18 protein-coding genes are annotated in these 21,779 nt (G+C 57.1%); 10 read left to right on the top strand and 8 right to left on the bottom strand.

Annotated elements, in window-relative coordinates; translation table 11 throughout:
- Both CIK76_RS19930 and CIK76_RS15975 read right to left on the bottom strand, forming a co-directional pair.
- A partial coding sequence (locus tag CIK76_RS19930; RefSeq protein WP_176484259.1) for a hypothetical protein occupies window positions 1-1,034 on the bottom strand: 1,034 nt, incomplete at its 3' end.
- A 664-nt stretch (window positions 1,035-1,698) separates the two neighbouring features.
- Window positions 1,699-2,067 (bottom strand): hypothetical protein, encoded by a 369-nt coding sequence (locus CIK76_RS15975; protein ID WP_096288217.1) that lies wholly within the window; start codon window positions 2,065-2,067, stop codon window positions 1,699-1,701.
- A 493-nt stretch (window positions 2,068-2,560) separates the two neighbouring features.
- Here CIK76_RS15975 and CIK76_RS15970 point away from each other — a divergent pair, with 493 nt between their 5' ends.
- A complete protein-coding gene (locus CIK76_RS15970; protein ID WP_096288215.1) occupies window positions 2,561-4,792 on the top strand; it encodes a polyribonucleotide nucleotidyltransferase in 2,232 nt (743 codons plus the stop codon).
- Between the two features lie 270 nt (window positions 4,793-5,062).
- On the opposite strand, the gene CIK76_RS15965 is transcribed toward CIK76_RS15970, so the two are convergent.
- Window positions 5,063-5,410 carry a toxin-antitoxin system HicB family antitoxin gene (locus CIK76_RS15965; RefSeq protein ID WP_217990415.1) on the bottom strand — a complete coding sequence of 116 codons (348 nt, stop codon included), beginning with the start codon at window positions 5,408-5,410 and terminating at the stop codon, window positions 5,063-5,065.
- A 439-nt stretch (window positions 5,411-5,849) separates the two neighbouring features.
- Between CIK76_RS15965 and CIK76_RS15955 the strand changes: the two genes are divergently transcribed.
- A complete protein-coding gene (locus CIK76_RS15955) occupies window positions 5,850-6,878 on the top strand; it encodes an IS630 family transposase (protein WP_096288209.1) in 1,029 nt (342 codons plus the stop codon).
- Window positions 6,879-7,348: 470 nt separating this feature from the next.
- A complete protein-coding gene (locus CIK76_RS15950) occupies window positions 7,349-8,197 on the top strand; it encodes a PaaX family transcriptional regulator C-terminal domain-containing protein (protein ID WP_096288316.1) in 849 nt (282 codons plus the stop codon).
- On the opposite strand, the gene CIK76_RS15945 is transcribed toward CIK76_RS15950, so the two are convergent.
- Together CIK76_RS15945 and CIK76_RS15940 are read right to left on the bottom strand one after the other, a co-directional pair.
- Entirely contained in the window at window positions 8,174-8,917 is a 744-nt protein-coding gene (locus tag CIK76_RS15945) for an alpha/beta hydrolase (RefSeq protein ID WP_096288207.1), read from the bottom strand. The genes CIK76_RS15950 and CIK76_RS15945 overlap by 24 nt on opposite strands.
- A 71-nt stretch (window positions 8,918-8,988) precedes the next feature.
- A complete protein-coding gene (locus tag CIK76_RS15940; protein ID WP_176484258.1) occupies window positions 8,989-9,477 on the bottom strand; it encodes a cupin domain-containing protein in 489 nt (162 codons plus the stop codon).
- Between the two features lie 227 nt (window positions 9,478-9,704).
- Between CIK76_RS15940 and CIK76_RS15935 the strand changes: the two genes are divergently transcribed.
- Together CIK76_RS15935 and CIK76_RS15930 are read left to right on the top strand one after the other, a co-directional pair.
- Window positions 9,705-10,739: an MBL fold metallo-hydrolase gene (locus CIK76_RS15935; RefSeq protein ID WP_096288205.1), complete on the top strand. Its 1,035-nt coding sequence runs from the start codon at window positions 9,705-9,707 to the stop codon at window positions 10,737-10,739.
- Window positions 10,736-12,223, top strand: a complete 1,488-nt coding sequence (locus CIK76_RS15930; RefSeq protein WP_096288203.1) for an MFS transporter — start codon at window positions 10,736-10,738, stop codon at window positions 12,221-12,223. Before CIK76_RS15935 ends, CIK76_RS15930 begins: the two co-directional genes overlap by 4 nt.
- A 569-nt stretch (window positions 12,224-12,792) precedes the next feature.
- On the opposite strand, the gene CIK76_RS15925 is transcribed toward CIK76_RS15930, so the two are convergent.
- Window positions 12,793-14,136: an MFS transporter gene (locus CIK76_RS15925; protein WP_096288201.1), complete on the bottom strand. Its 1,344-nt coding sequence runs from the start codon at window positions 14,134-14,136 to the stop codon at window positions 12,793-12,795.
- Window positions 14,137-14,248: 112 nt separating this feature from the next.
- Here CIK76_RS15925 and CIK76_RS15920 point away from each other — a divergent pair, with 112 nt between their 5' ends.
- From CIK76_RS15920 to CIK76_RS15900, 5 genes are all read left to right on the top strand, one after another.
- Window positions 14,249-14,728, top strand: a complete 480-nt coding sequence (locus CIK76_RS15920) for a thioesterase family protein (RefSeq protein WP_096288199.1) — start codon at window positions 14,249-14,251, stop codon at window positions 14,726-14,728.
- 227 nt (window positions 14,729-14,955) lie between these two features.
- Window positions 14,956-15,744, top strand: coding sequence for a cyclase family protein (locus tag CIK76_RS15915; protein WP_096288197.1), 789 nt, complete (start codon window positions 14,956-14,958; stop codon window positions 15,742-15,744).
- A 73-nt stretch (window positions 15,745-15,817) separates the two neighbouring features.
- A complete protein-coding gene (locus tag CIK76_RS15910; protein WP_096288195.1) occupies window positions 15,818-17,470 on the top strand; it encodes a thiamine pyrophosphate-binding protein in 1,653 nt (550 codons plus the stop codon).
- A gap of 319 nt (window positions 17,471-17,789) precedes the next feature.
- Window positions 17,790-18,305: a flavin reductase family protein gene (locus CIK76_RS15905; RefSeq protein ID WP_096288193.1), complete on the top strand. Its 516-nt coding sequence runs from the start codon at window positions 17,790-17,792 to the stop codon at window positions 18,303-18,305.
- Between the two features lie 739 nt (window positions 18,306-19,044).
- Window positions 19,045-19,902 (top strand): PaaX family transcriptional regulator C-terminal domain-containing protein, encoded by an 858-nt coding sequence (locus tag CIK76_RS15900; RefSeq protein ID WP_176484257.1) that lies wholly within the window; start codon window positions 19,045-19,047, stop codon window positions 19,900-19,902.
- Window positions 19,903-19,924: 22 nt separating this feature from the next.
- Here the strand turns inward: CIK76_RS15900 and CIK76_RS15895 are convergent, their stop codons facing one another.
- Window positions 19,925-21,136: an acyl-CoA dehydrogenase gene (locus CIK76_RS15895; RefSeq protein WP_096288189.1), complete on the bottom strand. Its 1,212-nt coding sequence runs from the start codon at window positions 21,134-21,136 to the stop codon at window positions 19,925-19,927.
- A complete protein-coding gene (locus tag CIK76_RS15890; protein WP_096288187.1) occupies window positions 21,133-21,681 on the bottom strand; it encodes a cupin domain-containing protein in 549 nt (182 codons plus the stop codon). Before CIK76_RS15890 ends, CIK76_RS15895 begins: the two co-directional genes overlap by 4 nt.
- Window positions 21,682-21,779: the final 98 nt, after the last annotated feature.

The raw sequence follows: 21,779 nt of genomic DNA, 5'->3' as shown, positions 1-21,779 counted from the left end.
TCCTCGGTAGGTTCTACAGTCGGTTCCTCTGTTGGTTCTTCAGTAGGGTCTACGGTCGGTTCTACGGTCGGTTCTTCTGTTGGTTCAACCGTAGGTTCTGTTGTCGGGTCTTCCGTTGGTTCTACGGTCGGTTCTTCTGTTGGTTCCGCCGTTGGCTCCTCGGTTGGTTCGGGAGTCGGTTCAGGAAGCTCGCCGTACAGACCCATGTAGGCGGTGGCAAGCTGATCCTCGCCCGCTCCTCTAAACGTGACGAAGTAAAAATCACCTTCGGAGAGTTTCGGTAGTACTTCATCGGAGACCGTAAGCTGACCGTTTGCAAAGGTCTTGTCGCTTAGCTCGTAGTTCATGAACCCTTGATTAGGTGCATCCGGAGCGTCGCTCCAGTATGCGACTTCGACCGTGGCATCTGCGATCCATGACGGCGACGCAGGAATGTTAAAAGTCCAAGACTCAGTACCTACCGGCAGTAGTGGAGTGTCGCTGGTCTGCTCTATTTTGTCGGCCTCCAACGAGGGAGCGCCAGCGGGCACGAAGTGAGTGCCGCCTTGGTGGATCCCGTGGTCAGGGCCTACAGAAGCCCCGAAACTCACCTGCTTGGTATCCGATGGCCACGTTTGGTAACCATTAGGGGTATCGCGTGGGCCGTTGTACACAACTTGCCCATTTTCGTATTTTGCCGGGGTCGAACTTCCGGTCTGCGGTAGGGATGACGAACTCAACCACACTTCGTCGCCCTCGTTGATGAGCCCAGTTTTGTCGTTGAGGATCACAAGTCCCTTGGCGGGGTCGCTGTTTTCATAATCGAAAGAGAACAGTTCCTCGCCTGGGTTGACGACCTTAAGTTCCTCATCGTTCTTGATAGGTGGCACATCCGCGGAGGGATTCGCGGCATTGATCGTGGCTTGTTGCGTTGCCATGGCGGGAGAAATGACTGCTGCTCCGCCAACAACGCCGCCTAAGGCGAGCGAGCCGGCCGTGATGACGGCTAGTGGCAATCGAGCTCTATGCGCGTTGGATTTCGGGGACTGGTTCATAGAGAAAAGCTTTCGTCTTCAAGAAGATGCGGGCAAGTGTGATCCCAATACCGTCGAGGTACCCGGAACTCCGGCCAGTAGATCACGAATAGATAACGAGTTCAACCACTTGATGTACAAGAAGTACCACAGAATGTTTTGACTAGTTGTTTTGTAGGAGAGATTAATGTGAAGTAATTTTAATAGCCATTCGAATGAATGATCTGCATTCGTGCTGCAGTCGTCCTTGGGGGCGCGACTACGAAAGTAAATGGATACGTAGCCCTAGGGCCTCGACGAGGTGCTAATCTGTGCATCTTGATCTGAGCGTTGGCTTCAGTGCGGCAATATTCGGTCATCGTTTATCGAGCGCGTGGCCTCTCCTTGATTTAGAAGGGCATTGAGAAGCTGGTGAAGGTCGCGGCAATATAAGGTGCGGACTAGTCGGTGTCTACGTAGCGTCTCATCGGCTAGATCGGGGCCAACTATTCGTGGCGTGTAGTTAGCCTGGGCGCCGCGAATGTTTTCTGACGATGAATCCTGGCCCAGTCCGTAGGTCAGTTCGCTTGCCTCAGGGGGCGCTGTTTTCGGAGGAGCAGGGCCAACGAACTTCGGCGGCATCGCCGTTGGGCGCGCGCCAGCTAGCAGGCATTTCGCCCGGGCGTTTCGACTTTGGAATCGGGCGCTAGCCTTTCATTGGCGGCCACTGAGCGCGAGTGGCAACGTAGCGGTGTTCCCCATCTTGCGTGAGGACCGTGATCCTTTCTAGATGGGGCTCGCGTTCTCCAATGCGCAGCGTGGTGTTGCTTCCTACATACGCGAGGTCATCCGTCGGGCTCGACTCCCATTTGTAGGGTTCTAGCGTGATGACCAGTTCGCCGTATGCGGGCGCCTCGACCGAGATAATATGACTGTGTGGGTCCGTCGGATACCACTTGAGGAAATCAGATGGTTGATGGATGTCCTTTACAACGCCTTCCCAACTCTCGTTGATGTCGTCCATCCACTGCTGCAACTTCTCATCTGCCCAGACAGCGAGTTCTTCCTCAGTCATTTCCTCCGCCGCTGCGGGAGCCGGGGATGCACCGGGGGAGTCGGGTTCTGCACTTGGACTAACGGATAGATCGACTGCCTCCTCTGTCGACGTAGGTCCCTCGGTGGGGCCAGCAGCGTTTAGGCGATCTGCTGCTGGCGTTGAGCATGCCGTCAAAGCGGGGGCCGGCGAGTCCGTTGCAACGCGTCAGAGAACCCGAGGGATTTGGGTTTGGGCACCAAGACACCCGCTCGATCCGACAAAAACTGCACCTTTGACTAATTCCCGGTAGGCTTAGAGTCAGGTCTTGGCCTTTGGCCAAGCCCTCAACGATAAATACACTCCCTATGACTGCGTCACCGTGAGTCCTGACCGCCAGTATCGCGGTCCTCGGTAGTGGCTTTCGCTCTAGTCTATTGCGGCTAAAGTGCGAGTCTCGATCGAAGACCAGATCTGGGTAGGCCTGCACGGATCGCTTGTCTCTTTGGGAGCGATCGAAAGGAGAACCCCCTTAATGGAGGGTCCAGAAATTCAGTTCGCCGAAGCACAGATCGACAACGGTCGCTACGGTACCCGCACCATTCGTTTCGAGACCGGCCGTCTGGCCAAGCAGGCCGCGGGCGCTGCAATGGTCTACATCGACGAAGAGACCGCACTGCTCTCGGCCACCTCGGCCGGCAAGCACCCACGCGAAGGCTTCGACTTCTTCCCACTGACCGTGGACGTCGAAGAGCGCATGTACGCAGCTGGCCGTATTCCGGGCAGCTTCTTCCGTCGCGAAGGCCGCCCATCGACCGAAGCCATCTTGGCTTGCCGCCTGATGGACCGCCCGCTGCGCCCAGCCTTCGTCAAGGGCCTGCGCAACGAGGTTCAGGTTGTTGTCACCGTTCTGGCCATCGATCCAGACGAGCTGTACGACGTCGTCGCGATCAACGCTTCCTCGATGTCCACCCAGCTTTCGGGCCTGCCATTCTCCGGCCCAATCGGCGGCGTCCGCGTTGCACTGGTTGACGACGGAGAAGGCGCCCAGTGGGTTGCCTTCCCGAAGCACAGCCAGCTGAAGAACGCCGTGTTCAACATGGTTGTTGCCGGCCGTGTGGCAGGCGACGACGTGGCGATCATGATGGTCGAGGCTGACGCCACCGATAACGCTTGGGAACTGATCCAGGGCGGCGCCACCGCGCCAACCGAAGAGGTCGTTGCCCAGGGTCTTGAAGCCGCTAAGCCATTCATCAAGGTTCTCTGCGAGGCGCAGGCCGATCTGGCTTCCCGTGCCGCAAAGGAAACCGTCGAGTTCCCAGTGTTCCGCGACTACGAAGATGACGCCTACGCAGCGGTCGAGGCAGCAGCCTCCACCCGCCTGGCCGAAATCTACGCCATCGCTGACAAGCAGGACCGCGACAACGCCGCAGGCGAGTTCAAGAACGAGATCGTCGCACAGCTGACCGGTGAAGGCGCAGCCTTCGCCGAGCGTGCAGGGGAAATCTCCAAGGCCTTCGGTGCGGTCACCAAGCACATCGTGCGCCAGCGCATCCTGACCGAGCAGATCCGCATCGACGGCCGTGGCCTGGCTGACATCCGTCAGCTCTCCGCCGAGGTCGAGGTCCTGCCTCGCGTACACGGTTCGGCAATCTTCGAGCGTGGCGAAACCCAGATCATGGGCGTCACCACCTTGAACATGCTGAAGATGGAACAGCAGATCGACTCGCTGAGCCCGGTCACCCGCAAGCGTTACATGCACAACTACAACTTCCCGCCATACTCGACCGGTGAAACCGGCCGCGTAGGTTCGCCGAAGCGCCGCGAAATCGGCCACGGTGCCCTGGCAGAACGCGCCATCATGCCTGTTCTTCCTTCGCGTGAAGAATTCCCATACGCAATCCGCCAGGTCTCCGAGGCACTGAGCTCCAACGGCTCGACCTCCATGGGCTCGGTCTGCGCCTCCACCTTGTCGCTGCTGAACGCCGGTGTGCCACTGCGCGCACCGGTTGCCGGTATCGCCATGGGTCTGGTTTCGGACACCGTCGACGGCGAAACCCGCTACGCTGCCCTGACCGATATCCTCGGCGCCGAAGATGCCATGGGCGACATGGACTTCAAGGTGGCTGGTACTCCTGAGTTCATCACCGCGATCCAGTTGGACACCAAGCTAGACGGCATCCCGGCCTCGGTGCTCGCCGCAGCGCTGACCCAGGCCCGCGAGGCCCGCCTGCACATCCTGAACGTGGTCAACCAGGCCATCGACACCCCGGATGAGCTGTCCACCTACGCGCCACGCATCATCTCGGTGAAGATCCCAGTGGATAAGATCGGCGAGGTCATCGGCCCGAAGGGCAAGATGATCAACACGATCCAGGAAGACACCGGAGCGGACATCTCGATCGAAGATGACGGCACCGTGCTGATCGGCGCCACCAATGGTGAGTCCGCCGAAGCCGCACGTTCGGCCATCAACGCGATTGCCAACCCTCAGGTTCCTGAGATCGGCGAGCGTTACCTGGGTACTGTCGTGAAGCTGACCACCTTCGGTGCGTTCATCTCGCTGACTCCAGGCAAGGACGGATTGCTGCACATCTCCGAGCTGCGCAAGATCAACGACGGTAAGCGCGTCGAGGATGTTGAGGACGTCGTCTCGGTAGGCCAGAAGCTCCAGGTCGAGATCACCAAGATCGATGACCGCGGAAAGCTGTCGCTGTCTCCAGTTGTTGAAGAGGACGAAGAAGCAGAAGCCGTAGCGGCCGAGTAATTCTCGTTTTCTAGTTTGAAAACCCCGGTTCACCGTTGGTGGGCCGGGGTTTTCTGTGCTCAAAATTCAAACTTTGTCCGCACGTGATTTGGATCCGTGATTATGGGCCATGGGCATAGTTCTGCGAGGACGACGAGCAGTCCGCTGGATCCCAGAACAAGCTTGCCTATCTGAATCGTGTAAGGGATTTAAACGCAATTCGACCGTTGCAACTTGAGAAGTTGCAACGGTCGAGCGAGCCATAATAAAGGACTGTTTTGTCCCGTAGCCTTAGCAGGAAGCTAGTCGCTCCGTAAGGTAGCGATTCAGCGAGACTCCTTGGTCGGCAGCGGCGATGGTCAGATCGCGGTGCTTTTCCGGGCTAACGCGAACGCGAATGCTTCCGCTATATTTTCGAACCGAAAAAGGAACAGGTATTTCTTCGTCGTTATCCTTCATATCCTGGATAACTTCGGCGATCAGATCACGTAGGCCAGTCAAGGCCGCGACTTGGTCTTCGTCCATCCACGACAAGGATGGGAATTCCGCAACAGTTGCGACGAATTCTTCGTCTTCAGGTGACCATGACACGTTGTATTTATAGTGAGCTGCGACTGCTGGCGTATGCAAATTAGTCAACTCCGCTCATCTCCTTCATTTTCTCGATTGCCTCGAGTACTTGCTTCACCTGGTAAGGCTTAGCCATCCCATCTTTGTTCTGAATATTCACTCGAGGATCACCAGGCCAGGGAGTTTTGTATATCACATGGCTTCCTGCCCGGTTCCGAGGTATTCCAAAGTGTGCATCGCAAACTTTACGAATGTCCGTGAACTTGATGTTCTTAGGATTTTCCCTCATCTTCGCTTCTATGCCGTCTATTCCCGACATATCCCTATGGTTCCACTATTGGCACCACTTTGGCAAGAGGCGCTCGCTGTATGTTCGATCATATTTGAATCCTATTGAATCAATGATGATGCGACTATGGCGGTCACAGTTCAAAAGCGGTTCTGAAAAAGCATTGATCCCGGCGCGTTACACCCGTCCCAGCACTGCAGGAATGTTAATTTTGGAAGCATGCGCACCCCACAACTTTCCGATGAAGAACGCCGACTACTCAAAGAGTACAAAGCCAATGCACCGCATAAGCTCGTGATCAAAAAAGCTGAGGCTTTGCTGCTTCTTTCTCGGGACGTTGCCCCGGAAATTGTTGCTGAATTCGTGGACCGTGAACCCTCAACACTGGTTGACTGGGTCACTGATTGGCACCAGCAACGCATGGCTTCGCTCTTGACCGGGCACGCAGGAAACCTGAACCGTAGCTTCCTCACTGAGGAACAACGAGCAACTGTCACCGAAGTCCTCTCCCAGCCACCCGGAGATGAGTATCTGCCGGCCCAGTTCTGGGATGTTCCGAAGCTGGACCATTGGTTATCGACCACGTTCAACATCGAGTACGCATCGAATTCTTCGTACCATTTCCTACTGCGCATGGCTGGACTCTCCTTTCATAAGCCGGAAAAGTTTGACCGTCGACGTGCCGATGAAAAGGCTATTGACCAGCGGGTGAAGGAAATCCGTGAAGAACTAGTCGCCCCGTTGGCTGACGAGGACACGTTAGTGTTCGCGGCCGATGAGGTGCGTATCGATCAGGAAGCTGTGGTGCGCAAAGCGTGGTACGAGAAGAACACGAAAACTGTGTTGAAGGTGGATCGGAAAACGGCTTCTCAGTCGTTTATCGGGTTTCTGAATCAGAACACGGGCCAATGCCTGCCGTTGCGGTTGGACTGGCAGAACAGCGCTACTATTTTGGAAGCGGTGCAGACCTTGGTGGGGTTGCATTCGGGGAAGAAGATCGTGATCGTGTGGGATAACGCTTCGTGGCATAAGAACAATCTGATCAGCGCGGAACTGGCCTCGGGTCAGACGTTGCAGGATGTTCATTTGATCAATTTCCCACCCTACGCGCCGGATCATAATCCGATTGAGCATGTGTGGAATGATGCGAAGAACGCGATCAGTAACGTGCAGCGTGATGATTTTGAGTCCACGGTTGCGGCGTTTGAAGCGCATATCGGTTCACGATTGTTTGATTACAAGATCTGACTGACCGGCTACCGTTCTTGAAAAACTAGAGCCATAGTGTTGTGGAAAACTCGACCAATGAATACTCGGAGTTACAAGCGCATCGACCAAAAATGTTCCTGCACAGACCACCGCGAAATTGAGTGGATATCGAATTGGAGGGAATTAATCGCCTACTTTGTCGGGCAGAGGGATCGGTCGAGAGCGCCAACACGAAAACAGCGGGAAGCTGTCGCTGGCTTACGATGTCAAAGCGAACGCGAAATCAAAAGAAGCGACCGGGCGGTACCCGTTTCTCTGCTTTCGCTAGGTGATATGTCGCGCGCGGTGGCCGTGGTGCATTCCAAGAGGCTTACGCTGAAATGCCCCGTGGCATGCGGCCACGTCACCGTCTTGCGCTGGAAATAGCGGCTGTCCGCATAGGATGAGATTGAGTACCATAAATTCTAATCAGCAAAATGGAGGACGTCGTTCCAGTGGATGTCGGGGGAATGAAATTGCAACACCAGAATCTGCTGGTGACGCTTTATGGCTTATATGGGCAATCAGCTGCCAGCTCATTCCCCGTCTCCGTCATCGTTGAGATGCTCGGTGCGCTGGGGATTAAATCCCAAGCCTCCCGTTCGACCATTTCTCGATTGAAAAGCCGCGGAGTGCTCATCAACGAGCGCTCTGGAAATGAGTCCGTCTATCAGCTGTCCGCCGAAATCGTGGATGGCTTCCGCAAGGACGACCAGCGGATCTTTGCCCCGTCGCGCTCCACTTCGGAGGAGTCGCTGATTTTGGCTATTTTCTCGGTGCCCGAAAGCGAGCGGCACCGCCGGTACGAACTTCGTACTGAGTTGGGGAGCATGGGCTTCGGGATGGTCGCCGGAGGCGTGGCCGTCGGGCCGCAAATGGCATTCGAACAGGCCAAGGCGCGGCTGGACGCACGCGGGCTATCCGAATACATTGAGTACTTCCGCGCAGACTACATTCCCGCGGCAGATATCCGGGACCGTGTGGCGCAGTGGTGGGACCTGCAGGCCTTGGACCAGCAGTACACCGACTTCCTTCAGCTCTACGTCGGACGACTGGGCGCATGGCGCGAGAGACTTGCCGCGACAGCAGAATCTTCCGAGGAGCGCAGCGATCTAGAGCGTGAGGCGTTTGCCTTCTACGTGCCCATGCTGACACGGTGGCGGCACTTCCCCTATCGTGATCCGAATCTTCCCTTCGAATACCTTCCCGAAGGGTGGAAAGCGCCGCAGGCTAAGAAGACCTTCCTTGCGTTGCATGAGCTGTTGTCCCCGCTGGCGGAGTCGTATGCGACTGAGCTACTCTGCTCGCGCGCTAGCTGAGCTCTGATCCATCCAGTCCCGAACCGCATCCCAATGATGCTGCTCCGGAGCGATGATCCCAAAGTGATCCAACCGGGGATGGATCATCGTCGTGTACTGGGCGATTTCGCCCAGAGAGCGGATGTACTGCTCGGTATGCTCCAGTGGCACCCGGTCGTCATCTCGCCCGTGGACCAATAGCACAGGCACCACCGGAGCCGGCTGCGCACATGGTGACGCTTGGCGGTAGATGCCGGGAATCTCAACTGGTGACTTCCTGAAATACTCGATGGCCGCCGAGTCCCCGAGGTCTTCTTCGAAGACCTTTGCCGCATCGGTGACCGGGGCAAGGCCGACTACTGAATCGGCAAGATCGGCATTGAGCAGGGCCAACTGCCCTCCGACCGAGTGCCCGACCAGTACTACGTGCTGTTCGCGTCCCTGGTCGCGCAGCGTGCTGCGAACCAGCCGAATCGCTGCGGCTACGTCGCTAGAAGGCATGGGCCAGGCATGTTCTGGTCCGCGCCGGTATTCCACATTGGCCACGCTCCAGCCGGCCTGCAGCAGATCCTCAAGCATGGGCTGCATAACCGCGGCGGTGATCCGCTGTCGCCAGTAGCCCCCGTGGACCAAGACCGCGGTGCCCCGGGAGGATTGGTCTTGAGGGTGCACCAAGGTGATGCGCTGATCTGGATGGCCGCCGTAGCTCAATACTTGGCTGCCTTGCTGTTTTTGAGTCACGGGATTTTACCTTTCACCGACGGGTGGCCGGCAGGATCTCCCTGCCGGCCACCCGGAATTTTCATACGATACTAGTTTGCGCCAGGGACCGATCCTGGTGGCAGAAAGTTGACGTCGCGCAGCGCCGAGAGCCGGACGACTTCCTCCGGGTCGGTCAAATCATGGAGTTCATCGAAAAGCGTGGCGAGCTGACCTGAAGGACTGACCCAGAAGAGCGACTTGCCCGGTGTTTCATCCTTATTGAAGTACGCGTGAGGAAGGCCCATCGGCATCCGCACGGTATCGCCAGGGCCCGCCTTGAACCATTCGCCGTCCAGATAAAGGGTGTAGGTGCCCTCCATGATGTAGATGTGTTCGTCCTGGGTCGGGTGCACATGTGGCGGCACGCCGGTGCCCACTGGATCCAGGGACAGCCATGCAAAACTGCTGGAGCTCTCGACCTTGGATAGGTAAGTATGGCCAAGGACGTTCCATGTCTTGTTGCCCATTGATTCGCTTGCCAAGGTGATGCCCTTGGGTAGGTCGCCCAAGATGATTTCCTGGCCTTGCTGCTGATCCATGATGACTCCTTTGTGAGGTTGCGAACTTATGATCTCAGAATGGCATAGATCACATTGAATATGCAATAGGTCTTGCGGTCGCAAAATACGGTGTATATGATTTCTATCACGTCGGCGTCGTTGCCGGACGCTTGACTACCCTCGCAATCCACGCATCGCGGTCGATGGGACCCTTTGCTGCTCACCACGAGTAAGGCATCAATGTGAACACCAATCAGACAACAGGAATGAGCGTCTATACGCTCGGTACCGGAGGCGGCCCTATCGTCTCCAGCTCCCGTGCAGGAACCAGCACGGCGATTCGTGTCGATGGGGCTACCTATGTCATCGACTGTGGAATGGGAAGCATCCGCAATTACCGTTCGCACGCCGACTGGGGCGAGTTGCGCGCGGTGCTGCTGACCCACCACCACTCCGATCACATCTACGACCTCGGCGCCTACCTGGTCACCGGGTGGCAGGTACCGGGAGAGTCTTTCACCCGGCCCATCCAGGTCTTCGGACCAGGCCGGCCCAACCGCGTCCCCGCTCTGGACCAGAAGCACGAGCAAGATGTCGCCGCACGAGTGGGCAATAGAGAGATGAGCAGCACGGAAGAAATCGTGGACGCTTTGCTGGATAAGGTTTTTGCCTCGGATGTACTCATTCGCATGGCAGACGAAGGCCGTGACGAGCCACATAAATGGATCCAAGCGCACAACATCCAGATCCCTGAATCCACCGGAGCCTGCGCTGTGGAAAATAGGCACCCGCAGATGGAGCCATTCGAGATCTACCGCGACGACCTGGTCACCATCTCGACCATTCTCGTTGACCATCGCTTGTGCTTCCCGGCCTTCGCCTACCGGATCGACTCGCGCTACGGTTCTGTCGTGGTTTCGGGGGATACAGCCTACTCCGAGAACTGCATCAAGCTGGCCCAAAGCGCGGATCTGTTGCTCCACGAAGTCATCGACCTTCCGGGGATCCTTCAGACATTCCCTGACGGGCCGACCCGGGATGGCATCGAAGTGCACCTGCGCGAATCGCACACTCCGTACAGCGAAGTGGGCAAGGTCGCGCAGCAGGCCAACGTTTCATCGTTGGTGCTGCACCATATCGTTCCCAACACTCCCGGCACCGCCGACTTGGAGATCATGCTGAACACCGCGCGTAGGGATTTTTCCGGGACCGTTTCCATCGCAGAAGACAATGATGTCTTTGATATTGGCGGAGTAGAGTTGCAACTTGCCGCCACTGAATCCAAAGGGAGCTTGGCATGAGCCATGCACAGAATCTCGCAGACCACACCCTGAGCGCCGCGATCAGGAACGGCAAGATGAACCGTCGGGCTTGGATCGTGACGAGCATGCTCGTTATTTTCCAGATCGTCAATTTTGCCGACAAAGCAGTATTGGGCCTTGTGGCTGATCCCGCCATGCGCGAGCTGGGCTTGACCGCCGGGCAGTTCGGCTTCATCGGCAGCGCATTCTTCTTCCTCTTCGCCATCGTCGGCGTCGCGGTCGGTTTTCTAGCGGGAAAGGTGTCCACCCGCTGGATCCTGCTCACCATGGGCGTCGCATGGGCCGTCCTGCAGTTCCCGATGCTCTTTGGTGGCGGTGCAGCGGTCTTGCTGGTGACCCGTATCCTCTTAGGTGGTGCTGAAGGCCCGGCCACACCTATTTCTTTGCAGCATGTTCATGGATGGTTCAAACCCAAGGAACGCGGACTGCCCAGCAGTATCGTCGCCGCTGGGTCGACCTTGGGGCCGATTCTCGCAGCTCCTGCCCTGGCCTGGATCATCGCAAACCCAGCTTTGGGATGGCGTTGGGCCTTCGGCTTCTTGGGTCTCTTCGGGCTGCTCTGGAGCGTGGCATGGCTCATTGTGGGTCGCGATGGTCCGTACAGCCATTCGAAAGCGGGCAGAGCCTTAGCCCAAGAGGAGTCTGAGGCAGCGCAGCGGACCACGCCGCATTCAGCGACGAAGCACGAAACGCAGTCGGAACCGGTGGAGGAATTCGAACCCAACGGTACGGGCAGTATCGCCGATTCGGCAGACCTGCTGCAGATCGTCCCGATTCGAAGAGTCTTGGGATCATGGATGTTCGTTGCCGCGGTCTTGGCTGGGGCCGGATGTTTCTGGGCCCAAGGATTCCTCACCACCTGGTCTCCGAAATATCTAGGCTCAGTGGTCGCATTGTCACCGGAAATGATCGGACTAGTTTCGACCTTTCCGTGGGTTGTGGGTGCCATCGCCCTGCTGATTCTGGGCTTCGGCTCGCGCTACCTGATGAAACGCGGAGTTACCGTCCGCTGGGCTCTGGGTGCACTGTTCGGAGCGACTCTCCTGATCTCCGGCGTGTGCTTCTCGATCCTTCCTTTCCTTTCGGGATACGCTGCGGTCGCGATGCTGACCTTGGGCGCGGGCACCGCGATGATCTACCCGCTTGCACCAACGGCCATCGCCTTCAGTGTCTGCTCCAAGCAACGTGCTTCAATCATGGCCACGCTGACCGGGCTGGCCTCGATCGGCGGTGTCATCGCTCCGGCCATGGTCGGTGGACTCATGGATCGCGCGGGCTATATCCCGGGTGCCAAGGGGGTCGCCGATACGGCGGAAATGTCCGCACTGCTCGCCCAGGGCATGAACTCCTCATTCGGGATGATCGGCATCTACCTGGTCATCGTCGGCATCTTCTGCGTCCTGATGCTCAACCCGGACCGCACGGCGCGCAAGCTGCAGACAAAATTCACGTTCACCGGCTGATCGTCAGCAACGAATCCTCAGAGCCTTCGTTACGTCTGTGCCCGCTGACTTTGCTTAGTCAGCGGGCGCGGGTTTTGGAGCTTTGGCCTTTTATGCGGGACCCGTCGGCGCATGCGCCAGGCAGATAGCGCTCGCCGATCCCGACCAACGGTAATCGGGTAGCGCGATGACCACGCAGCCCATTCGGTAACGGCCATGTGAATGGATTGGCGATGTGACAAGGTTGCATGCGCGGATCGGACGCAGCAAGTAAACCTGGGAAGTGCCAACCCAAATACCTTGGGATTGGGTTCAGCATCATGGTGTTGGAAGTGAGGCACCAATGGATGCCGCTTCCTGACCAGAGATCCGGGCAAGTCTTCGAAGCGCGGTAGCAATGGCAGCTCCCGGATGGGGTCCTGGGACGCCGGCGTAACCGTAGGCTCAATTGCGTGTCAGTGTCACCCGGCAAGCTTGAGTATCCGGCCCTTCACTGGTTTCATGTGCATATGCAAACACGGCCTCGGTCCACGCTTGAAAGCGAGTTCCGAGACCGTGCTGGTTTTGCTACTAAGTGTATTTCCGAAGAATCAGTCGGCTGCGAGCTCCCGCTCGATAACCGGTTGCGGGGGCTGGTCTTCCTTGATCCTCGGCGGAATCAAGGCCACTGCGATGGCCGCTATGGCTCCAACGATGGCGAAGAAAACAAAGTTGAATTCAAAGCTGATCCCCGTCGCTGCGATCCAACCGCCGATGATCGGACCGGAGATGGCGCCCACGCGTGCGAAGGACAGCGCCCATCCGGTCGCGGTGCCACGCTGAGCCGCGGGGTAGTAATCGGCGATGTAGCCGGTGAGCACCAGCGAGGTAGAGATCGAGCCGATGCCTGCGAAGGCCACGAAGCACAAGTTGATGAACATGGTGTTCGGGAACATCAGCAGCAGGATGCCGCCGGCACCGAGCAGGAAGAAGATCACCAAGACTGGCTTCTGGCCGAACCTGTCGGCCAGGTAACCCAGCGCCAGTCCGCCTGCGGCTGAGGCCAAGGAGAACACGAGCAAAAAGGTCAGCGATGAACCTAGGTCGTAACCGGCGCTGCGCATAATCTGCGGCAACCACGTGTTCAATCCGTAGACCAAGACCATGCCGCAGAACAGTGATATCCAAAAGAATATGGTGGAGCGAAGACACTTGCCGGAGAACATGGAGCCCATGACTTCACGCCAAGGGATCTTTCCTGCCAGTACTGGCGGTGCCACCGGCTTGTAGTCGGCAACATTGAGGCGTGCTGCCAGGGCTTTCGCTTCGCTGATTTTGCCTTTGGCAACGAGGTACTCAAGGGATTCCGGGAGAATCCATGCCACAAGCGGCAGCAACACGACCGGCAGCACGCCGACGGCGATTACCCAACGCCATCCGAGGATGGGGAGCAGGGCCATGGCGACCAATGCTGCCGCGACTATGCCCAATGAATATCCGGAATACATGATTCCGTAATTCAGCGAACGCTTCTTCGGCGGCGAGTATTCGATGGTCAATGCCGCAGCCACGGGAATGATGCCGCCCATTCCCAATCCGCCAATTAGTCTGAACAGCCCGAAGATTTCAGGAGTTGGTGCCAAGGCGGCTCCGGCCTGCGTGATGGTGAAGACGACCATGGATAACAGCAACATGCGCTTGCGGCCGATGATGTCGCTGAGAGTGCCGATGAATAGTGCACCGAACAGCATGCCGACGAGGGCGTATGCGCCGAGGCCACCTAGCTCCATCGGGCTGAGTGACCATTCCTTGTACTCGGCCAACGCAGGAAGCACCGCGCCGAGCACCCCGACATCGTAGCCTTCCGCCAGAATGGCGAGCCAACAGGCGAACAGCACCATGCCGGTGGTGCGTTTGGGGATTTTCCAATCCGTTACCTTGGGAGAAGAAGTCATCTTCAAGCTCCTAGTTGTTGATGGGGCGTGTGTTCTCGGGTCCAACTTATGAATCATCTCGTTAAAGTGACGTGCGTTACAATGCCTATATAAATATTATCTAGGAGGAGCGATGAGTAATCGCGAGAAAACAAGTGTCGCGGAGGCATCGTTGGCGACGCTGGCCGAGGTATTCCTCTCGTCGGGAGTGAATGGCGAGGCGCTACAGAGGACTATTGAATGGGTGGATACGGACGCGGCCGGGCACCAGCACAACTCTGCCATCATGCGCTTCGTCGAGGCGGCCGAGGCGAAGCTCTTTCGCGATGCTGGTGCCGATTCCTATTTCGCGATGGCACCCCGAGTGCGCCAAGAAATTGATTTTAGCGCCAAGCTCTTCTTCGGCCAGAAGGTGACTACCGCAGTCCGGGTGGAGCGTATCGGAACGAGCTCGATGACCTTCGGGTTCAAGGTCTGGGGCCACCCGCACCAAGGGCGCGGGCTAGTACTTGCGGCCGAGGGGAAATTCGTGACGGTCTGCGTTCCTCAAGGTGGGGAAGTGTCGGCACCTTGGCCAAAGGAAATCCTTGCTGCGCTGGGTGTTGGAACCTAAATGCCGTCGACCCGCCTCTGCGGGCCGTGGCTTACGGCTGTGGCGCCTACATGAAGGGGCCGCTATTGTCCGTGCGCTGATGCCTCCATGCGGCTTGACCCAATTCGTGAAATTGTTTGCCTTCCGCGCGCCGGCTGGTAGATTGAATCGAAATGTTAAGTTCGTGACGATCGTCACTTTAACTCTAGGTTAATTACTCGGTGACCGGCGCATGCAGGAGAGATTATATGACCAACATTAACGAAGGCACCTTGAGCTCCACCTTGACGGCGCTGGCTACGGGAGCAGTCCAAGTCCACGATCTGACCGCGCCGCTATCGGCAGAGACCCCTACCTTGGTGCTGCCAGAACCTTTCGCTAACTTGAACGACTTCAGCCTCGAAGAGGTATCAGCCTATAACGCGCCAGGACCGTTCTGGAAACACCACAACATCCAAACCGGTGAGCATATCGGAACGCACATTGACGCGCCCATCCATTGGATCAGTGGCAAAGACGGCAAGGACGTCTCCCAGCTGGACCCGCAGCGCCTGATCGGACCAGCAGTAGTGCTGGACTTCAGTGCAGAGTCAGCCGCCAACCCGGATTTCCTCATCGACGTGGAGCACCTCCAGGCCTGGCAGGAAGAACACGGGGACTTTCCGCAGAACTCATGGTTGCTCTTCCGGACCGGTTGGGACCAGTTCGACCATGACAAGCAGGCATTCCTGAACCTGGATGACTCCGGTTCGCACACCCCGGGCTTCAGCGCCGAATGCGCCAAGTACATTGCCGACGAACTGGATATCTCAGGAATCGGCGTGGAGACAGTGGGAATCGATGCGGGCAATGCTGGGGTGCTGGAACCTCCGTTTCCCATGCATTATTACCTGCTCGGAGCAGATAAGTACGGGATCACTTCGCTGAAGAACCTGGACAAGTTGTCAGCCTTCGGTGCGATGATCGTGGTCGCACCGTTGCCGATTGTCGGCGGCACCGGTGCTCCCGCACGGGTGCTTGCCCTGGTTGAGAACTGACTTCATGACTCGACTGCCCAGTCGCGCAATGGGTGCTCGTATTATTGATTTTCGCCTGTATGGAGGAACGTGAATGAACGTCGCAGAATTAGTCGGCAAAACCCTGGCCGGGCTCGGAGTGGGACACGCCTTCGGTGTGGTCGGCAGCGGAAACTTTGCGGTGACCAATGCCCTCATGGCCCATGGCGTGGCCTATACCGCCACCCGGCATGAGGGCGGCGCCGCCACGATGGCGGATGCGTATTCGCGGACCAGTGGCAAGGTTTCGGTGCTCTCAGTGCACCAGGGCTGCGGGCTGACCAATGCCGCAACCGGGATCGGCGAAGCGGCGAAGTCCCGTACCCCGTTGATCGTCTTGGCTGCGGAAGCTGCCCCGAGCGCGGTCTACTCGAACTTCGCGATGGACGAGGATTCGTTTGTAACCTCGGTGTACGCGGTCTCCGAACGGGTGCACAGCGCCGAAAGCGCTGTAGCCGATACGGTGCGAGCCTACCGGACGGCGGTCAATGACCGCCGTACGGTGGTGCTCAACCTGCCGTTGAATATCCAGGCCCTGCCTGCCGTGGAGCCTGTCGAAATCCCGGTTGTGGTTCCAGTCGAACCGATCAGGCCCTCGCATGCTTCGGTCGAGGCCATGGCTGTGCTGCTGCAAAGCGCAGAGCGCCCGGTCTTCGTGGCCGGCCGCGGCGGAAAGTCCGCTCGCGATGAGATCCTGGCTCTCGCGCGGCATAGCGGTGCACTGGTCGCCACCTCGGCCGTAGCCAAGGGGCTATTCAACGAGGACGAATTCAACCTCGGAATCTCCGGAGGATTCTCTTCGCCGCTGGCCGCCGAGCTGATCAGCAATGCGGACCTGATCGTCGGATTCGGTTGCGCACTGAATATGTGGACCATGCGCCATGGCCACCTGATCGGCAACGGCACCAAGGTCATCCAGGTGGATCTGGAGGAACCTGCTTTGGGCGCCAACCGACCCGTGGATCTGGGCGTGGTGGGAGATTCGGCCCAATGCGCCAGCGATGTGCTCTCGCTTCTTCGCTCGCAGAAGATCAATCAACGCGATGGCTACCGCACCGCAGAAGTCCATGAACGGATCACCCAGGGAATCCACTGGCAGCAGGTCAACTACCAGGACCTCTCCACGGATAATTCCATAGATCCCCGAACGTTGACTAAGCGTTTGGATCAGCTGCTGCCGGCCGAGCGGATCCTCAGCGTGGACTCCGGGAACTTCATGGGATACCCGAGCCAGTTCCTCTCCGTCCCGGACGAGCACGGCTTCTGCTTTACGCAGGCGTTTCAGGCCATCGGCCTGGGGCTGTACACGGCAATCGGCGCCGGCTTGGCCCAGCCTGATCGCTTGCCTGTGCTGGGCACCGGCGACGGGGGATTCCACATGGCCATCGCCGAGTTGGACACCGCGGTCCGCCTGAAGATGCCCCTGGTGTGCATTGTCTACAACGACGCCGCGTATGGCGCGGAAGTGCACCACTTCGGCGCGAGCGATCCGGCCGCCGACATGGCGTCGGTGGTCTTCCCCGAGACCGACTTCGCTGCCATTGGCCGCGGTTTCGGCGCCGAAGGAATCACGGTGCGTTCGTTGGAAGACCTCGAAGCGGTTAAGCAGTGGCTTGAATCGGACCCGGCCGGGCCGTTGGTCATTGATGCGAAGATCCCGTCGGACGGCGGAGCCTGGTGGCTGGCTGAGGCGTTTAAAGGGCACTAATCCGTTAGCTGGCCCATCGGAGAAAGAATCGCGTTTGCGGTCCGTGACCTTCAAAGCCAAAGGTAGAAGTCGGTTGGAAAACAGAATAATCGCAGTGCGCGCTTCAATGATGAGTGCTCCGCTTTCGTGGATTCTGGCTTCCCCGTCAGTCTCTTCATACCCAGATTTGGTTATCTCAATATAGTTTCGCAGTGTGGAAACTAGGGATTGCGGAAAACGGCTGATTCCTGCGCAACGTGGATAGTGAACGCTGTGGACGATCGATATTGTCAATACATACCGAACGTGATCTACCCTACAAGCGCACAGGAGATTTGTGATGAGTATTGATGTACGAGTTCCAGAGACCGCCCACCAGAGCATTGATCAGCGGGATCTACGTAACGCCTTTAGCCAGTTCGCTACCGGTGTAACCGTTATTACGACGACCGACCTAGACGGGCGTTCATACGGGCTTACCGCAAATTCCTTTAGCTCCGTGTCCATGGACCCGGCACTGTTGTTGTTCTGTCCGAGCAAAACGATCGCCTCGCTTCCGGTGCTGGAACGTTCGGGCCACTTCACCGTCAATATTCTGCGAGCTAATCAACAGGGCCTGGCACGACAGTTCGCCCGCCCGTCAGAAGACAAATTTGCGGGTGTCGACTACTCCATGGGTATCTTTGGGGATCCAGTGCTTGGAGGGTGCCTAGCTACTTTCCAATGCAGCCTTTACTCGAATCATGACGCGGGTGACCACCGAGTGCTGATCGGGCAAGTGCACGAGTTTTCGTATCATCCTGAGCATGAAGCACTGCTATTCCACCAGGGTCAAATGAGCGGTTCCCAGAGCTAATAAACAGAATTTCTAGTCAGAAGTAAATAATGCACCAAGCTGTAAGGACCGAGCCTCGAATCAAACTCTTGGGTCGGTCCTTTCGGCTACAACATCGACAAGGCCCATATATTAATTAGGTGTATATCAGACGCAATTAGAAGCACCTGTGGGGCGAAACGGTAGCGCCGCGTAAATATCGAAAACACTTGAATCAAAGCACCCAAAGGCTGACAGGCGTGCAAACGACCATTGCTCAACAAATCGCCCACCCACTGTTTTCCTGGAAAGTATATGTTTCCGTTCAGGTCCCGGCTATCCCTCGCTCTAGTGAGTACCTACAAACCAGAGTACAAGCAACCTCGCTGTCAGCGAATCGAGAAATTCATGTCGCCGAGGAATAACAATCCGAACCTTCGCGCTATTTGAGATGGAACCAATCGCAGGAATCATTAAGCAGCACCTATAGCATTGGGCAGTGAACCAATCGGTCTTGAATGGAATTACGGAACGGGCAAGCATCCTTGTAGGCAGTAGGAGGAGAGCGCTCCGTTCACCGCAGATACGGCCAGCATCGATGGGTGCAATAGCAAGGGGTGCTATCGGATTCACACCCGGTCCCCGCACTCTTGCTACCGTTTCGTTACACATGCGCTGCCAAAGGATCTGCTAATCAATTGGAGTCTTTAGAGCTTGGATGACTTCATCTAGCGGTAATTCGTGGCCATAATTGTCTTGGTCTCATCGTAGAATGAGAATTGTGCATGTAGCTGACGAATTCATTGCTGGACGAGGTAGCCAAACTACTCATCACCGATTCGTGGTGACCATTTTCGGCCTATATGCGCGTGAGCCGGGGCTATCGGTACCGATTGGTGGACTGATCGACCTGCTCCAAGAGTTGGACGTAGACTCCAGCAGTGCGCGCTCATCGGTCTCACGCCTGAAGAAAAAGGGCGTCTTGGAACAAACCGGCAAAGGACGTTACGCCCTTTCCACCGAAGCCTACAATCATCTCTCGCGGCGCAATGATCGAATCTATACTCCTCGTCACGCCGAGAACGAAGGCGATTGGCTGATGGTGGTCTACACCGTTCCCGAGGATTCGCGTCAAGCCCGGCATCTCTTGCGCACCGGATTGCAAAAAATGGGCTTCGGTTCGGTAAACCCTGGCGTATGGATTGCACCGGCTCACCTGTCGGAGGAAGCTACTGACTACTTCGAGACCCATGACCTTACGCAGTACATCCAGACCTTCACCTCCACCTATAACGGGCCGGGGGAATCCAAAGCTGAACTTGGTTCATGGTGGGACCTCGAAGAAATCGAGCTACGCTACGTTCACTTCGAACGAACCTACATCGGGTTGCTGGGGAATTGGCGCGACCGGGTGTCCTCTTTATCTCAACCGGAGCTGGATGCCGAGGCCTTCAAGGCATTTATTCCGATGTTCACTCAGTGGCGCACGTTACCGTTCTTGGATCCGGGACTTCCCAAATCGGTGCTGCCACGAACATGGGCCGGCTATTCTGCGCAGAAACTTTTTAATGACCTTAATACGCTTCTGAGCGAGGGTGCGAGGGCTCATGCCCTTCGCGCCCTCGCTCAGAAGGAGTAATAATCGGTTGTTCTCGGACGGGCTACAGTTTGGTAGAAATCATTTCGATATCTACCAGCCCATCACCGTGAAGCTCGTAGTTTAGCGGCGCGGTGATCGAAGCGTGACGCACGCCGGTGTTGACGTCCCGCCACAGTCGGCCCAGCAGGCTACTTTCAGAGAATGCCGCGGTTCCGTGCAACCAGCACAGGTCATTCATTGCCTCGGCCAACACAGTGCCCGAATGCCCGATGCTGCCACGATGGCGGGCACGAACAGACTTCTCCATAGGTTCAGTACCCTCGGCGAAACTATCAATCGCGTCTGCTGCCTTGCTCAATAGCAAGTACGAGGACTCGATCTGCTGCGAGGCCTTGCCCAGCCCGCTGACGAAGGCCCCCGAGGAGTGCTGCGGGAAGTAGTTCGTGTTGGTGACACCGCGCTTATGCGACATTTCGATCACGAAATCCATAGCGCGCTCAGAGGCCCCCAACGCGGGGGTTGCAATCGTATTCGACATCGTCAGGTGCGGGGTAATCTTGCGTCCGAAAGTTTCTTCATCCGAGGCCTCGAATCCTGGACCCATCATCCGTTCGGTCGGGATGACCTGCAGGTCTTGAACGAATTGGTCGGTGATGACCATGGTGTTCGAGGCGGTGCCACGCATGCCAATGGTGTACCAGGTGTCATCGATTGTGTATTGCTCCCGCGGCAGAATAGCGAACCCGATGCCTTCCTTTCCATTTTCCTCGGTCTTCAAAATACCGATGGACCACTGGGAATTCATGATATTTGACGAAAAAGGCCACTTGCCGCTGATCTGCCAGCCGCCCTCGACCTTAGTCGCTTTACCCTGTGGCGAGGAGAACATCGAGGCCATGAGCACTGGCTCCTTATCGGCGAAGATGGTGTCCAGTACGTCGTAGTCAAAGCGATTTGCAAGCATGACGGAACCATTTGAAATAACGGTGATCCAAGCCGAAGCGGGGCAGTAATACCCGATCGCACGGGAGACCTCCATGAGCATGCGGGCACCGCCTTCGTAACCGCCGTAGCGTTGCAAACGGGAGATATTGAATGCTCCAATTCCCTTGAGAGCCTCGACCGATTCCTTGGGAACCAACCGATCTGTATCCGCGGCTATGGCGTTGCGTGCGAGAATTTCGCCGATCGAATGAACGCGAGCCACCAGTTCGTCGGTGACCTCCCGGGCTGGAGCCTTGGATGAGATGATAGTGGTCGTTGCGACGCTCATGAGTTCAGTCCTTCTCCGCGCTTGATTTTCTCTGCCAACGAGGGGTCCAGTAAGGTGATGTTGTGCTTGACGCAGGCCCGGTCCAACCGTTGCTCGGTTTCGTCGTCCATCTTCCAGCCGCGCTGCGGACCAGGATACTCGGCAGGGACCGATACGTCGCGGAAGAATTCATCAAGCCCGCCCGGTGCCGAGAAAACTAGCCACTTGGCTTCGACGTTTTTGGAAGCTTGGAAGATGTGGGGGACATCTTTGGGCATTAAGATGCAGTCGTGCGCCCCCAGTACCACGTGTTGATCGCCTGCCCAGAAGGAGACGTGCCCTTCGAGAATGTAAAAGATCTCATCTTCGGCATCATGCTCATGCAACGGTGGTTCGGAGGAGGCCTTGGCATGGGTCAGGGCCATTTGAAAGCGCCCTTGGGTCATCTCGGTGGTGATGATCGGCTGGATCAGGTCACCTAGGAACCAGAGGTTCTCACGGTCCTCTGCCCGAATAGTACTGACCCGATCGGTAGCGGTTTGCCTTGTAAGAGTTGACTCGGTCATCTTTTCCTCGCATTCATTCTGTATTCTGTGTTCTATGTCTCAAAATTACTATTACCGTCAAAGATTCGCAATATCCAAATTGCGAAGTAGTGACCGAA

It is taken from the genome of Glutamicibacter sp. BW80 (assembly GCF_002332385.1).
GTDB lineage: Bacteria > Actinomycetota > Actinomycetes > Actinomycetales > Micrococcaceae > Glutamicibacter.
The sequence above is the reverse complement of the archived record's forward strand: the minus strand, read 5'-3'. Positions and strand labels throughout refer to the sequence as shown.